We start from the raw sequence: 15,835 nt of genomic DNA, 5'->3' as shown, positions 1-15,835 counted from the left end.
CCGATAACATGCTAAAATCATATTTGGCCTTACCATCAAAATCGAAAAGACATAGAGGGACATTCATATGACATGGGAAGTATTAAGCTTCATAGGTACGATTGCATTCGCTATTAGCGGAACCATCATCGCCATGGAAGAAGAGTATGATATTTTAGGAGTTTATATTTTAGGAATCATAACCGCCTTTGGCGGAGGGGCAATCCGTAATCTGTTGATCGGTGTTCCCGTTTCAGCGTTATGGGATCAAAGTTTCTATTTTGTCATCGCTTTAGTATCCATCACCATCGTTTTTGTTTTTCCTACAAACCTTTCAAAGCACTGGGACAGATGGGGAAACCTCACTGATGCCATTGGCCTTTCAGCCTTTGCCATCCAAGGGGCGATGTATGCTGTGGAACTTAATCATCCAATAAGCGCCATCATTGTATCAGCTGCATTAACCGGATGCGGCGGCGGGATACTCCGTGACGTGCTAGCTGGAAGAAAGCCATTGGTCTTCAGAAAAGAAATCTACGTAGTATGGGCCATCATTGCAGGCTTGGCTTTAGGCAGTGGTTTATTATCCCAGTCATGGCAGCTTTATTCGCTCTTTGCCGTCATCACGATATTGCGAGTCCTTTCTTACACCAATAATTGGCATCTTCCTAATAAGAAATGGATGCCTAAAACATAAATTTGAAAAGCCCGCCATCTTGGCGGGCTTTTCCATGTCATTCTTTCTCATCATCCTCGAAAATCAAATCTTGGCTGGTAAGCGTCAGTAAATCGGATTTTTCAAATGAATCTTCCAGTAAAAGCCGCATTGCCTGCGCCCTAATAGACTTTTCAAGTACATTGCGGATATAACGTCCGTTGGAAAATGAAATAGGTCCCCGAAATGAACGCAATATGATTAAATGTTCTTTTAATTTCCTTTCGGCATCCCGATTCATTAGATACTCCTTTTCCTGCAGCATCAGATCGGCTATTTCCATTAACTGTTCAATCGTATAATCCGGAAAATCAATAACAAGCGGGAACCTGGAATGAAGGCCAGGATTAAGGCTGAGGAAATAATCCATTTCCCTCGAATATCCAGCAAGGATCAAAATGAATTCGTGCTGCCGATCCTCCATATGCTTGACAAGGGTATCTATGGCTTCTTTTCCAAAATCTTTTTCGCCGCCTCTTCCCAAGGAATAGGCTTCATCAATAAATAGAATCCCGCCAATGGCCTTTTTAATTAAATCCCTTGTTTTTTGGGCAGTATGACCAATGTATTCCCCGACCAAATCTGCCCTCTCCGCCTCAATTAAATGCCCTTTCGAAAGTACATTCATTTTTTGAAACAACTTACCGATTAAACGTGCAACCGTTGTTTTCCCTGTTCCGGGATTTCCTTTAAACATCATATGCAGTGCTTGCCTGCCAGTTTTCAGCCCCTTTGCCTCACGTTGTTTATTGATGTAAATCCAGGCATATATCTCTTTTATCATCCGTTTCATTTCTTCCATTCCGACCAGCGATTTCAGTTCATCTTCAATCTCTTTCAATGCCACATGCTGGTGGGGGATTTCCTGCACCAAAATTTCTTTTATCGGCAGATCCTTTTGTAGCGCTTTTCTGTTTTCCGCATTAAACACAATATTGATTTGCCCGTTATTTTTCATACGGATCGGTTGTTCCAATGCATTCACCTCTCCATCTTGGACCCTAACTCAAACACCACAATTTTCGATTTATGATGGTCATAGGCATATGCTGCATAGCCAAAACTAACCCATCGGAAAATTCGTTTATTTCTTTTCGAGATTAAGCCCCATCCCTGCCTGGTAAGCGACTTATTTTGACAGGATTTTTTCATTGGAGGATTTGTTTCGACAAACTCCATTCCCGTTCACCAATTTATTAGGGATAATGTCATTTCCTGCGGTTTCCCGGAAAATAATCCGTTCCTTAATATATATTCAAATCAGGTACGTAAAATTATCGATTCTTTGAAAAAGAACAGAGAAGTGCATGCAAAAAAAACAGGTCGCTATAAGCTAAACCTGTTTTTCACATTCATATATATGATTATTCCTTCACTTCGTAATCAATCTGAACATTACGTTGTGGAGCAAATGTAGAGATCGCATGTTTATAGACTAATTGTTGTTTACCCTCTGATTCAAATAAAACGGTAAAATTATCGAACCCTTTCACTTGTCCTCTAATCTGGAAACCGTTTAATAAAAATACCGTCACATACGTACCATCTTTACGTAATTGATTAAGAAACTGATCTTGAATATTTACTGATTGTTTCATGTATTAGTCCTCCTCTTTTCTCTCTAAATTTATGTATTCGCCTTCACTGAAAAGCTTTCCTGCTATAAATCCAGATATTTCATGTATTTTTTTTGGAAAACCCTCGAGATCGGTCATATCAAACCAAATTACATCCATTTTATTCCGAAACCAGGTCAATTGCCTTTTTGCATATCGTCGGGAGTTTTGCTTTAATGTCTCAACTGCTTCATCCAATGAAGCCCTACTATCAAAAAAATCATAGATTTCTTTATAGCCTATAGCCTGGATTGATTGGCAATCCCTCAAACCTTTTTCATAAAATGACTCTACCTCTTGAATCAGCCCTTCTTCCACCATGCCATCAACACGTTGATCGATGCGTTGATATAACTTTTCACGTTCCATTGTCAATCCAATGATGCACGTATCATATTTCAATTCTGTAGGCTGTTCATTCAGCTGCTCACTCATTGTTTTACCAGTACAATGAAAAATCTCTAGTGCCCTGATCACCCTTCTTACATTATTAGGATGAATTCGATTCGCGCTTTCCGGGTCAACGCTGCGTAATTGTTCAAAAATGGGATCAATCCCCAAATCCCTAACCTGTTTTTCGAGTCCCTCCCTATAAACAGGGTCGGATGGTGCCTCCGAAAATTGATAATCATAAATGACCGATTGTATGTATAATCCTGTTCCTCCGACGATAATGGGAAGTTTTCCTCTGCTGTGGATCTCCTCGATACAAGCATTAGCCCGCTCCTGGAACTCTGCCGCACTAAAAGGTTCATCAGGGTCTTTAATATCAAGTAAATAATGAGGAATTCCCTCTGTTTCTTCCTTCTTGATTTTTGCAGTCCCAATATCCATCCCTTTATAAACCTGCATGGAGTCTCCGCTAATAATTTCACCATTAAATAACTTTGCCATCTCAATGCTCATCTTTGTCTTCCCAACAGCAGTCGGTCCAATGATAACGAGAAGTTTTCCTTTTTGTTGTTTCACAATCTCACTGCCTTAAATGATTTTTTCCCTATCTTATCATAATCTCGATGAAAGCAGCTAAACATCTACCCAGTATGTCCAATTCAGGTACTTTTATTCAACTTTTCCCCGTAATAATCGTCATCTTTATATCGCTTAGATTGTCAGAGTGTAAAATTGCCAAAAATACATTTGAAGCTCACAGCTCCATTGCTCCTTCCCCTGGTATAAGGGAATATAATCCAGTTAATAGAATCGAAAAAAAGTATGATTCCTTCTGCATTTGAGGAACCATACCTTTATATTTTTTGTCTTTCCTTTAGATCAATTTAGCCAATTTTTCCATTAACGGGTATGATCATCGAAACGGTCGTTTCTTTTTCAGTGGATTGTACATGAATCTCTCCATCATATCTGTTCACTAAGTCTTTAACGATGAACAATCCTTGTCCGCGAACTTTGCCCTTTTGTGCCTTTTTGGTTGAAAACCCGCTGGCGAATATATTCTCGAGATCTAATTCCGAAATCATTGGTCCAGTGTTCGTTACCATAAAGGTATACTTTTCATCATTAGCTTTGCAGGCAATATTCATTCGTCGTTCTTGCTCTGGCAATTCAATTGTTGCCTCAATAGCATTGTCGATAACATTTGATAATAATTTAATCAAATCGATTGTTTTAATTCGATTGAAGGATTCGGGTGAAACATCAACCTCAATATCGATGTTATAATTCTGGGCCGAGAGCCTTTTTGTCTCTAACAGAACAGATAAGCCCGGGTGGATCACATCCAATTTCATCGATTCAATTGTATGCACTTCTTTTGAAAGACCGGTTAAGTATTCGAGTGCTTTTGCGTTTTCCTCTAATTTAAGCAGTCCATGTATTACCTGAATATGATTGGAAAAATCATGCCTTAATGAGCGGACTGAAGCAATGAGAGATTGAAATTCCGATTGATACGTATCTTCCGTATCCCCCACTTCACGTGTCAGTTCCTTTTGATACCATTTTTGAATGACAAAAAAGGTAACCAGCAGCACGATAACAAATCCACCATTATAAACTAGAATGGCAATGCTGCTTTTCAATACCTTGCCGTTAATGGCATTAATATCTTCTGCGCTCACATCAATGCCCAAAAAACCAATTATGTCGCCATTTTGATTTTTCATCGGCACTCCCACAGTCAAATACTCACCATACTCCGGATCTTCTAGAATCCCGGTAATGAAGCTTTTTCCTTCATACCCCTGTTTGACCTGCTCCGGCGGAACAGTACATGCACCACCGATAGGAAAATCCCCTTTATGATCTTTAGAAAACCCAGTAATCATAGCCTTAGAGACTTCCGGATTATCAATCATGATCGTATAAACATATAATGCTCCTATTTTTTCACGGGCATCCTCTAAGTAAGCTTTTATATCCCTATAATCACGGCTCTTTACTTGGTTATTAAGAAATCGCTGATAGGCCTCTATATCCATCGAGTCGGCAATAGATCTAGCAGCTACCAAGTTTTGATTAGCAACGGATTTTTGCACAGAATTTTTAATGCTTAAATATGTTGAAAACATATTTAGAAGAATGAAAACAATCAATAAAAGAATGGTCAAATAAAGAAGTGCCCTTAACTTTTTATTTTTCATAGGATTAAACTTACCTCATCTCTAGCAGCTAAAAGTTAACGAACCTATTCTGAGTTTACTATATAAAGGGACAAAGAAATAGAGAAAAATCTAATAATCTCTATAATTCCAGGCATATAATACTATAATAAATCAAGTAATTAACAGATTACCCACTAACTTTCGATCATATAACTTTTTCATATTTTATCTGCACTGAACAAACTAATAATTTTTTCTAATAAATCATTTAATTTTCAATAATTAATTATATTAATATAATTTTATGTAAGAAAAAGGGGGGATTGACGATGTTTGGTTTGGTACTTTCTCTTTCAAATAAATAATTTTACCCTTTATATGAAAATATTACAAGAATCTAGAGGTTTTATCTGTAAAATTACACCATAATTCACACTTTTTATATTAATTTGCGTGGTAATAGTGAATCACTCCCCTTCCAATAGTACATATTAACTAATTTATCAATAAGGAAAACAAAAATGGAATCAGGACCTGACCCCCTGATTCCATTTACGTATGATAGCTTTTATTTAATCGAATTGATGACTGCCCGCTCATACATCTTTTTTGTTACTTGATAATATAGCAGTTGAAAAAGAAAATACGTTCCGATGACCATAGCAGAATAGACGAACAAGTTGGATCCCAATAAATTGCTTAATGCCACGTAGGCGATTATGGCATGAATCATCCCTATCAGAAAAGGAGCGAAAAAGAGGATGCGTATTTCCGCACTTAAAATTTGCCGTATTTCTTTTTTTGTCAGTCCCAATCGATGAACGGCATGAATTTGGATTTTTTTATCTTCTAAATTCGTAAAAACTCGCAGATACATCATGCTTCCTTGGACGATAAAGAATAATAAACTGACAAACAAGCCGATAAAAAGTATCAAAATGCTTCCCTGTTTCATTTCTTGATAAATCGGAGCTCTTGTTTGAAATTGATTATGGTCTGGATTATTAGACATTTTTTCGATTTTACTGGATGTTTCCATTGATTCTTCCCAATCTTTAATTTCATACCCGCGTACTCTTACCTTTTCTTTTAAAGGCACATCAGCAGTTATTTCATGAAACAGCCGATCATCGACCACCATCAGGGTCGTTGCTGACTTTATGGGGGCGACTATGGATTGATTGCGCTGACCAATCATTGTTACCTGTATGGTTTGTTTACCATAGTGAAGTTCCTTTTGTTCTCCCTTTTGGACGAATTGATAATCCAGTCCTCCATAAGGAAAAACGTATAACGCTTCCTTTCCAGATAACTTTGCCGGATCAATTTTTCGCAATGCAGCCACATTGTTATAATCACTTTCCGAGATTAATAATGACCTATTTTCATTAGATTCTCCCGTTCTCATATGGGGTAACATGTAGGTAATGGGTACTCCTGTCATATTTACTTTGTAAAGGATCTTGAATCCATCTTCCTTTAATGCTTTCTCTACTGCGGATGGTTCAATAATGGAATTTATAGAAGCATCATTTTCCACCCAGCCAATTGATTGAGGAATGTTATTCACCCCTTGCTTTTTTAAGTCTGCACTGAACATGAAAAGTGTGCCTGCAGCTGTCAAAATGACGGCTGTAATGATCGAGGTCAAAAAGAATAATCTGGAATAGTCTTTAATATTAAATATCAGGTTTGTTTGAGTGATTAAATTCGTTCCACCATATAAGCTTTTCTTCTTCCGGTAAAGCCTGCTGCAAAGAGCGACAATACTTTGGCTGAATAAAAAATAGGTGCCGATCAGTACGAAGAGTAAAATGGGCATTACTCGAATATAAGAATTGTTCAACGACATAGTGCCTGCCAAATAATAAGAAACGCCTAAGCTAACGGCCGATAATGCAATTAACCACTTTGAAACGAAGGGCGTCTTTTTTGGTTTTTGTTTATCTTTTAGTAAATCGACCACCTCCGCATTTCCAATGTGGAACAATGAAAGGAGCGATAATAGCTGAAATAACAAAACGAAACCAACAATCGTATAAACAAAGGCCTCAGGGACAAAAACAAACGATATTGGTTGCTCTACAGCCAATAACCAAGAAACTGCCATTAAGAATAACTTTGAGAATAAAAACCCCAAGCCTACCCCAATCAGGATTGATATGAGGGAAACCATCGTTTGCTCCAGGTAAATCAGTTTTCTTAGTTGGGATTTGGACATTCCAAGCAGTGTCAGCAGCCCAAACTCTTTTTTTCGCGGCTGTATAAATGCGGCATTCGAATAAGCGATAAAGAAAACCGAAAATATGATGATCACTATTTCTGCTGCAATGAGTCCCCTACTAATTAGCTGTCCCCCAGGAATATTCGCATGGACCACATCAGGATGAAAGATAAATGATGCGTAAATAAAAAAGATTGAGACGGAAAGGACAATACTGAAAAAATAAGCTAGATATCGTTGTGCATTTCCCTGGATATTTCTCTTAGCGAGAAGTCGGATGTTCATGATAGACTCCTCCCAAAACGCTTAACGTATCTAAAATCCTTTGATGGAAACTCTGTCTTTCCCCTCCGCTGTGCACCTCCGAAAAGAACTTACCATCCTTTATGAATAGAATCCGGTCACAGAAGCTGGCGGCAGTCGGGTCATGAGTGACCATGAGGATGGTTGCTCCCTTTTTCTCCTGAAGTGTCGTGAGGGTATCCATTACCTGCTTGGCGGATTTGGAATCCAAATTACCAGTAGGTTCATCCGCTAAAATAATGGAAGGCTCATGAATCATCGCTCGTGCACATGCCGTTCGTTGCTGCTGACCTCCGGAAATTTCATAAGTCCGCTTTTCTAAAATCCCTTCTATACCAAGAAGGCTCGCCAACTGATTCACCCTATTTTCCATTTCCTGCAATTTATAATGATCTAACGCTAAAGGAAGGAGGATATTTTCGCGAACGGTAAGTGTATCAAGAAGGTTGAAGTCTTGAAAAACAAATCCAATTTCCCTCCTGCGAAACAAAGCCAGGTCTTGATTGTTTAATTCATTAGGATTTTGATCATTTAGAATGACTTTACCTGTGGTGGGCTTATCAATCGTGGCCATTAAGTTAAGCAGAGTGGTTTTCCCGCTGCCTGATGGACCCATCACCCCGACAAATTCCCCTTTCTGTACATTCATGGTGAAATTATGTAACGCTTTATGAAATAAATTCCCCTGTTTTTGAAAATAAGTTTTGGATAATTGCTCCGCTTTTAAAATCGACATCCTGAAAACCTCCCTTTCTTACCGTAAGTATAATGAATAAAGCGGGAGGCTCCCATCGAAGTTTATTACATAATCGTTTAACACCCTTACAATTCTGTCACCTTTCATGTAAGGTATTTGTCTTAAAGAGAAATTCCACAGTAGTCCCTACTGATACAGTCGATTGAATGGTAACACCATGCCCAAGCCTGTTAACGATTTCCTTCACTAGATATAATCCCATCCCGGTTGACTCTTGTTGGACTCGCCCGTTCTCTCCAGTAAAAAATGGATCAAACACCCGTTTTACATCATGTGGGACAATTCCAATTCCCTGATCAGTTACCCTAAGGAAAATCTCCGACTCTTTTTCAACAATGCTGAACGTTATGCTGTCATGCTCTTCCTGCCTTGAATACTTCAGTGCATTAAAGACAACCTGACTAATGGCGAAGTGGAGCCACTTACGATCCGAATGCACATATAAATTCTCAAGTTCCGTGTCAAGCCTGGGATATATGAACCGTTTGATGAACTGTTTCTTTTCCTCGTTAATCACTTGCTTGACTAGATTAATTAAGTCAACCCTTTCCGATTTTACATCCTCCGAAAAACGCTGCAGCCTTGCTCCATGCAATATAATTTCCAGTCCTCTGCGAAATCGATCATTCTCTTCTTCTACCTCTTTAAGATAATCCTTCATCGACTCATTCGTAAATGTCCTTTTGCCTTCTTGAACCAGTAAGGAAATGACTGAAACAGGTGTCTTCATTTGATGAACCCATTGATGAATCAACAGCTCATATTGCTCCTTCTGTTTGATTTGTTCTTGTAATTGTCCAATTGTTATCCGGTTCATTTGTTGAAAAAGTTCCATCCACAACTTTTGTTCATTTGACAGGGGTTCCCTAAAGGCTTCGACAGATTCAAACGACAAGCTTGTTTCTTGCTTCATCCTTGCTAATTGATTAAGAAAACGGTAATGCCTTATGTAATCGGCCGCTAAAAATAGAAACATCATAAACAACGCGAGAATAATTAAATAGATGATATTTGAAATCGATATGTGATTCCCCGCTTCCAGAACGGCTAATGCATAAGCAATAATAAGCAGGCTTACCAATAGAACGGTATAAAAAATAAAATAAAGACGGTCTTTTATAAAGGATTTCAGCTTCACTTTTCTTCACCTTGCGCTATTTTTAGTCGATATCCTTTTCCCCTGCTAGTTGTTATGGCTTGGTTGACGCCAATATCCTCAAGTTTTCTCCGTACCCTTGTGACATTGACGGTCAATGTGTTGTCATCAACAAATGAATCATCATTCCATAATGCTTCAAGTAAATCTTCACGCGAGACAATGGTGTCATACTGTCGTAGTAAACAACTCAATAATTTCAACTCATTTTGAGTTAACGTTACCCGATTGTCCTGATATTCGATCATCGCTTTTTCCGTATAAAGCGTTAATCCGTCCATTTCCTTTATTTGTTGGTGGAATGAAGATATTTCCGCATATTCACCATAAACCCTGCGTAGGACACTCTTTATTTTCGCTAGTACCACTTCCAAATGAAACGGTTTTGTTAAATAATCATCTCCCCCATATTCAATGGCCATGACTTGGTTCATTTCATCTGTCCTTGCAGAGATGAATATGATGGGAACCTTTGAAACCGTCCTTATTAGCCGGCACCAATGAAAACCATCATAATAGGGCAGATTAATATCCAATAAAACCAAATCTGGCTTTACCTCTTGGAACTCCGCAAAGACTTGGTCTAGTTGCTTCACTTCAAATACCTCATACCCGTACCTTTTTAAATAATTGACCAAGATTCCCGCTATTTTGAAATCGTCTTCAACCAATAATATTTTATACATCGTTTTCTCCTCATTCACATCAATCCTTCATATCAATTCAGCTTTTGAAATGACAATAAAAAACCTTGAATGGTATGAGCCAATCAAGGGGATTCAAATAAAATTAGATTTCTTCCGGGATTTTCAATCCCTCAATGAAGGATTTAAAACTCGATGCAACTTTATAAATATTTTCATCCTGACTTGATGGATCCGAATACCAACCCTGATCCCAGAAATAAACTCCCTTTTCCTCTTCATTATCTATCAGTAAGATTTTACCTGCACATGTATCATTACCTATTATAATGCAATTCTTATGTAAGTCTTCCCTATTTTCTTCATGCCATTTCTGTAAATCCAGTTTTTTATCTTGAAGCTCTAATCCATAAAGTAAATTTAAGCAAACGAGCGTGTCTAATCCATCTACATAAAACTTACTGTTTCGAACCGCAGTTGTGCCGCCATTATGCGTAAGGAGAAATTGTTTATAATCTGCAGGGATCTCAAAACCCACAAATTCCTGAAAATTATTCACTGCTTCTTGTGTCGCTTTTCCATATCCGTTAATATTAACCATTCTATCACTCCATTTCAGTTTATTGTAGCAAAATCAATTGATAATCTTATTCTGTAAGCCTGCTAATTGCTGTTTATAAAAAGGTCAGGACCTACACTCCATTTATGGAGATCGTTGAAAAATAAATTATCATTACTTAGAAAATAATACTTTTTTTAAATATATTAACATAATTTTACTATCCTTATCAGTATTTTCTGATATTTTTTTTGACAATTTCGTTGCATTTCAATAAGAAAATAGCTTTTATATAAAGAGTTTTTGTCGAAAAATCGATAAATCATATAATTCGTAGATAAATCAGGAGTTTTCGAAGATATATCTCCATTTTCGAAGATATATAGGGGGACGATGATGAAACTTAGCATTATTCCTCCTTCTTTATACAATTAAAAAGGCGCCCAACCATTATCTTCTAGGTTATGCGCCTTTTACCTATTTATGAATTATCCCATTACAACTCAGACAACTTTATAGTCATCATAAGTAATTAATAACCTGCTCATAGAAACTGTCTCAGCACGAAGCCTATTCTTATCACGACAATAAGCAATGATTGAACTATTGGGAATTTTGGCTGTACAATTCCATTTACTATATTTTTCATTATACCTGGAGGATATTTCGATATTCTCACCACGAATCTTTAATATCCTGCGTTCTACCAAGGGCATCATCTCCAATTCCGATAATATTCTTTACCCTAAATCAGATAAAATATTCCTGGGTCTCATTCAGGCATGGCATATTCAAAGATTATGGACATTATAGCAAACCAAACATATATTCAAAACAAAAGATGTCTACATATTCTGCCGATAGCCGGCGACAACCGAAAGATCCTGCCCCCTATTATTATAGGAAATGCGGTGAATCCCAATCGTAATCTTATAGAATGTCTCTTTATTTAAGGTATTATAACCAGAATAATCATAATATTTTTTTGGAATATTAAGAGAAATCACAAAAACCACCTAATAACTGTTAATAATAACTATAAAAATTATATTCGTATCACAAAAGAAATATTTGAAATTAAGAGGTTAGAGTCGTATGATTAGTAGTATCGGCGGAAAACACATAAATCAAAATATAAGTTTAAAGGGGAATTAGATATGGTAGATGTAATCTCAAAACCTGAACATGAAACACTTAATATTTCTGCAAACCAAGAACAATTGGATATCCTTGATCAGCTTTTAAAGCCCGAGGTACAGGAATCATTGAACACTTTGGTTGAGCAGTTACCAAAACTGACCGAGTTAGTGAATATTTTAACAAAGTCTTATGATTTCGCTCAATCGGTTGCGACTGATGATGTTTTGAAAAACGATACGGTCAGCGCCATTTCGGAGATCGCGACACCTGTAGTCGATTCAGTGAAAGGGCTTGCGGCTACTGCCATCGAAGCTAAGGATCGTGCTGAAGTGAATCATGACGTGATCGGTCTTTTTGGTCTGTTAAGAATGATGAAAGACCCTCAAGCACAAAAACTTTTCCGTTTCGCCCAAGCTTTTCTTGAAGTCTCTTCAGAACGTAAAAACCAAAAATAATTTGATAAACTTTCAATCAGTAAGGACGGGGGATTAACTATGTCAAAACAAATCGTCATCTTAGGTGCAGGTTACGCTGGATTGCTATCTGCCTTATCCGTACGTGAATATTACAATAAAGATGAAGTACAGGTTACAGTGGTGAACCAATTTCCAACACACCAAATCATCACTGAATTGCACCGTCTTGCAGGCGGATCCATTTCTGAACAAGCCGTTTCCATTCCGTTGGAAAAACTTTTCAAAGGAAAAGATATCGACCTTATCATTTCCAAAGTGGATTCTTTCTCAGTCGATAACAAAGAAGTGAAACTTGCCAATGGTTCCACTTTATCTTATGATGCCCTGGTTGTTGCTTTAGGAAGCCAAACAGGATTCTTCGGCATTCCGGGACTTGAGGAAAACAGCATGGTCTTGAAATCCGTAAACGATGCAAACAAGATTTACAAACATATCGAAGATCGCATCCGCGAATATGCACAAACGAATAATGAAGCGGACGCAACCATCGTGATCGGCGGCGGCGGATTGACGGGCGTCGAGTTAATCGGTGAAATCGTGGATCATTTCCCTAAAATCGCCAAAAAATTCGGAGTGGACTTCAAGGACTTGAAAATCAAGCTTGTAGAAGCTGGTCCAAAAATCCTTCCGGTCCTGCCTGACCACTTGATCGAACGTGCGATGACAAGCTTGGAAGCACGCGGCGTTGAATTCTTGACAGGTCTGCCTGTAACGGGTGTTAAAGGAAATCAAATCGAATTGAAAGATGGACAAACGATAACGGCCAATACGCTTGTTTGGACAGGCGGAGTTGCGGCTCTTCCTATCGTAGGCGAATCAGGCCTTGAAGTGGATCGCGGCAAAGCGACCGTTAATGAGTATTTGCAATCCAAATCCCATAATGACGTATTCGTTGTCGGGGACAGTGCCGTTGCGTTCCCTCCAGAAGGCGGCCGTCCATACGCTCCTACTGCACAAAATGCTTGGCAAATGGGTGAGCTTGTTGGATACAACCTATATGCAGCCTTTGAAGGCAAGAAACTTGAAGAATTTTCACCTGTAAACTCAGGTACACTTGCGAGCCTTGGCCGTAAGGATGCGGTGGCAACCGTTGGGGCCAATAACACTTCCCTTAAAGGCCTTCCGGCTACATTGATGAAAGAAGCAAGTAATGTTCGCTATCTATCACACATCAAAGCCCTATTCAGCTTGGCTTATTAATTTTTAGATATAGCACTCATTGAATTTAAAAGGACCATTCATCATTTGATGAATGGTCCTCTTTTGTATTTAAGAAATCAAATCTTAACTTGGTTGATGCTGAATCTAAGGGAAAATCCCTCAGGTAATTTTGCATTCGTCAAAATCCGGGTTTCTTTCAGGCGTTTATCATTATAAGAGGAGACTTCCATCAATTCTTCATCCATATAAGCAGGATGGGTCATTATCTCCACGCTCGCCCCATCCGTTACCCTCCCCTTCAAGTTTTGAAAATAATCTTCAACCACCATATCTCCATAAAAATCGTCCAGGAATATATCTGTAACGGTTTGAATCCCAGCCAGGTGCCTTCCGGCATTACGCACTGGCAATCCGTATTTATCAGACAGCTTTTTTATTACAGGTAGAAATGCTGTGATACCGTGTACATGATGATGGCTGTCGAAATGAGTTGGAAATAGACCAAATTCCAAGAATCTTTCGATTTGTGCTGACCACTCCCTCTCCAATTCCCTCAAGGAAATACCGGCAGGATCCCCATATATCAACCCTTGCTTTTTAAAGAAACCTGATTCGTCAACTAAACTTGGAACATCACTCAATAAAGGTTTACCCCATGTCAGCACTAAGTGTATACCTACCTTCAGAGAAGGTGTCTTCTTTGCGATTTCAATCGCATGCTCCGTTGCTTTCGCATTCATCATGATCGTTGCCGAATTGACAATTCCATATTTGTGGCTATCCAAAATCCCATAATTCACCGCTTTAGTTAACCCGAAATCATCTGCATTTACAAGGACTTCAATCATGATAAATTATCCTGCAACTCCTTTTTTTCAAAAAACTGCGGCAAATAATCTTTATGCGCCTCAAGCATTTCGTCTAAGATAAGTTTTGCAACCCGATCACTTGGAACGAGTGGATTGATCGTCATCGCAAGCAACGCAGTATCATAATCCCCTGTAATTGCAGCTTCGATGGCTACCCTTTCAAAGGATTTGATTTGCTGAATTAAACCGCGGACTGCGACAGGAAGCTCACCTACATTGATTGGCTTAGGACCATCCTTAGTTATCACGCAACTGGTTTCAATCGCCGAGCCATAGGGAATGCCTTCAATCGCACCATGATTTACGGTATTTACCGCTTGAATATCTCGCTTATCAGTATGCATCGAGCAAATCAACCGCACAGCAGCATCACTGTAGTACGCACCTCCGCGCTCTTCAAGCTGCGGCGGCTTGATTGCCAGATCCTTGTCTTTGTATAGCTCGAATAAACCTGTTTCAAGTCTTTGAACGACCTCTGCACGTGTTTCCCCTTTTTCTGCATCCTTCAATTCTTGGGCTAGCACATCTCCCGTTTTATAATAGTAGTTGTGGTATGGACACGGAAATAGGTTTAACGCTCTTAGGAATTCCGGTTCCCAGCCCATTGCATGGATATTCTTCATCGTGACAGCATTAGATGGATCTGTAATCAAATGGATGATTTGATCTTTGACACTCTCGCCATCAACGAATACATCCAAGCCGTAAACCATATGGTTCAAGCCAGCAAAGTCGATCCGGACTCTTGATGGCTCTACATCCATTAAATCCGCAACACCTCGTTCCATACCAATCGGCACATTGCAAAGGCCGATGATTTTGGAAATATTACTGTGACGCAGAACTGCTTCCGTTACCATTCCTGCAGGATTCGTGAAGTTAATCAGCCATGCTTCCGGACATAATTCCTCCATTTCATGAGCAATATCCAGAATGACGGGAATCGTTCTAAAAGCCTTGAAAAGCCCGCCTGGTCCATTCGTCTCCTGTCCGATCACTCCGTGTTTCAATGGAATCTTTTCATCAAGCGCCCTTGCTGCGAGCTGGCCAACCCGCAGCTGGGTTGTTACATAATCAGCGCCTTTAAGCGCTTTCTTTCTGTCTAGCGTGAGATGGACTTCAATATTCACACCAGCCTTTTCAATCATCCTTTTTGCCAAATTCCCGACAATTTCTAGCTTTTCCTTTCCCGCTTCGATGTCCACGAGCCAAATTTCACTCACAGGAAGTTTTTCATGATATTTGATGAAACCTTCGATCAATTCAGGCGTATAGCTCGAACCTCCGCCAATCGTGACAATCTTCAACCCCTTGCTCATTCAGCAGTCCTCTCCTTCACAGCATCTGCATGTAAGAATTCTTCGCGTAGATCAATCATTTCAATTGCAAGATCCTTTATAGTCATCGCTGTCATTAAATGATCTTGTGCATGCACCAGGATAATGGGAAGATCAAATTGGTCCCCGCCCGCCTCAGCATGGATTAATTGGGTTTGGTATTTATGGGCCTGCAGTAATTCTGTTTCAGCTTCGGCTATTTTCACGCGAGCAGAATCAAAATTCCTTTTCTTTGCTTCCTGCATCGCTTCCATTGCAAAGCTTCTCGCATTCCCGCTATATAAAATCAATTGAAAGGATAGTTGGTATAATTCTTCTTTTTCCATTTTCATCACTTC

General features: G+C 39.0%; 15 protein-coding genes. 3 read left to right on the top strand and 12 right to left on the bottom strand.

Annotated elements, in window-relative coordinates:
* Positions 1–67: 67 nt before the first annotated feature.
* The gene (locus tag AC3ISB_RS08810) at positions 68–676 is read left to right on the top strand and encodes a trimeric intracellular cation channel family protein (RefSeq protein ID WP_489276054.1); all 609 of its coding nucleotides are present in this window, start codon (positions 68–70) and stop codon (positions 674–676) included.
* Between the two features lie 37 nt (positions 677–713).
* On the opposite strand, the gene spoVK is transcribed toward AC3ISB_RS08810, so the two are convergent.
* The 9 genes from spoVK to AC3ISB_RS08765 all read right to left on the bottom strand — a co-directional run bounded on the left by spoVK (position 714) and on the right by AC3ISB_RS08765 (position 10,556).
* Complete coding sequence (gene spoVK / locus AC3ISB_RS08805) at positions 714–1,670, bottom strand: stage V sporulation protein K (protein ID WP_063236403.1); 957 nt, start codon at positions 1,668–1,670, stop codon at positions 714–716.
* A gap of 388 nt (positions 1,671–2,058) precedes the next feature.
* Positions 2,059–2,292 (bottom strand): RNA chaperone Hfq, encoded by a 234-nt coding sequence (hfq, locus tag AC3ISB_RS08800; protein ID WP_034313436.1) that lies wholly within the window; start codon positions 2,290–2,292, stop codon positions 2,059–2,061.
* Between the two features lie 3 nt (positions 2,293–2,295).
* Positions 2,296–3,216, bottom strand: a complete 921-nt coding sequence (gene miaA, locus AC3ISB_RS08795) for a tRNA (adenosine(37)-N6)-dimethylallyltransferase MiaA (RefSeq protein WP_489276884.1) — start codon at positions 3,214–3,216, stop codon at positions 2,296–2,298.
* 371 nt (positions 3,217–3,587) lie between these two features.
* Positions 3,588–4,910, bottom strand: coding sequence for a sensor histidine kinase (locus AC3ISB_RS08790; RefSeq protein WP_489276051.1), 1,323 nt, complete (start codon positions 4,908–4,910; stop codon positions 3,588–3,590).
* A 529-nt stretch (positions 4,911–5,439) separates the two neighbouring features.
* On the bottom strand, positions 5,440–7,380 hold the full coding sequence (locus AC3ISB_RS08785; RefSeq protein WP_489276049.1) for an FtsX-like permease family protein: 1,941 nt from the start codon (positions 7,378–7,380) through the stop codon (positions 5,440–5,442).
* Positions 7,358–8,134: an ABC transporter ATP-binding protein gene (locus AC3ISB_RS08780; protein ID WP_096341012.1), complete on the bottom strand. Its 777-nt coding sequence runs from the start codon at positions 8,132–8,134 to the stop codon at positions 7,358–7,360. Before AC3ISB_RS08780 ends, AC3ISB_RS08785 begins: the two co-directional genes overlap by 23 nt.
* A 97-nt stretch (positions 8,135–8,231) precedes the next feature.
* Positions 8,232–9,293 carry a sensor histidine kinase gene (locus tag AC3ISB_RS08775; protein ID WP_489276047.1) on the bottom strand — a complete coding sequence of 354 codons (1,062 nt, stop codon included), beginning with the start codon at positions 9,291–9,293 and terminating at the stop codon, positions 8,232–8,234.
* On the bottom strand, positions 9,290–9,997 hold the full coding sequence (locus tag AC3ISB_RS08770) for a response regulator transcription factor (RefSeq protein WP_489276045.1): 708 nt from the start codon (positions 9,995–9,997) through the stop codon (positions 9,290–9,292). Before AC3ISB_RS08770 ends, AC3ISB_RS08775 begins: the two co-directional genes overlap by 4 nt.
* Positions 9,998–10,100: 103 nt before the next feature.
* A complete protein-coding gene (locus AC3ISB_RS08765) occupies positions 10,101–10,556 on the bottom strand; it encodes an SMI1/KNR4 family protein (RefSeq protein ID WP_141994794.1) in 456 nt (151 codons plus the stop codon).
* A 1,115-nt stretch (positions 10,557–11,671) separates the two neighbouring features.
* Here AC3ISB_RS08765 and AC3ISB_RS08760 point away from each other — a divergent pair.
* Together AC3ISB_RS08760 and AC3ISB_RS08755 are read left to right on the top strand one after the other, a co-directional pair.
* Positions 11,672–12,109 carry a helical membrane plugin domain-containing protein gene (locus AC3ISB_RS08760; protein WP_347941871.1) on the top strand — a complete coding sequence of 146 codons (438 nt, stop codon included), beginning with the start codon at positions 11,672–11,674 and terminating at the stop codon, positions 12,107–12,109.
* 39 nt (positions 12,110–12,148) lie between these two features.
* On the top strand, positions 12,149–13,330 hold the full coding sequence (locus AC3ISB_RS08755) for an NAD(P)/FAD-dependent oxidoreductase (RefSeq protein WP_489276042.1): 1,182 nt from the start codon (positions 12,149–12,151) through the stop codon (positions 13,328–13,330).
* Positions 13,331–13,407: 77 nt separating this feature from the next.
* On the opposite strand, the gene chbG is transcribed toward AC3ISB_RS08755, so the two are convergent.
* From chbG to AC3ISB_RS08740, 3 genes are read right to left on the bottom strand one after another with little or no spacing between them, the layout of a single operon-like run.
* Positions 13,408–14,139, bottom strand: coding sequence for a chitin disaccharide deacetylase (chbG, locus tag AC3ISB_RS08750; RefSeq protein ID WP_098370950.1), 732 nt, complete (start codon positions 14,137–14,139; stop codon positions 13,408–13,410).
* Positions 14,136–15,479 carry a 6-phospho-beta-glucosidase gene (locus AC3ISB_RS08745; RefSeq protein ID WP_214790147.1) on the bottom strand — a complete coding sequence of 448 codons (1,344 nt, stop codon included), beginning with the start codon at positions 15,477–15,479 and terminating at the stop codon, positions 14,136–14,138. Before AC3ISB_RS08745 ends, chbG begins: the two co-directional genes overlap by 4 nt.
* Positions 15,476–15,823 (bottom strand): PTS sugar transporter subunit IIA, encoded by a 348-nt coding sequence (locus AC3ISB_RS08740; RefSeq protein WP_098370952.1) that lies wholly within the window; start codon positions 15,821–15,823, stop codon positions 15,476–15,478. Before AC3ISB_RS08740 ends, AC3ISB_RS08745 begins: the two co-directional genes overlap by 4 nt.
* Positions 15,824–15,835 lie beyond the last annotated feature (12 nt).

The sequence above is a fragment of the Peribacillus sp. GL_122 genome (genome assembly GCF_057835005.1).
Note: the sequence above shows the minus strand (reverse complement) of the source record. Positions and strands in the feature narration are given on the sequence as shown.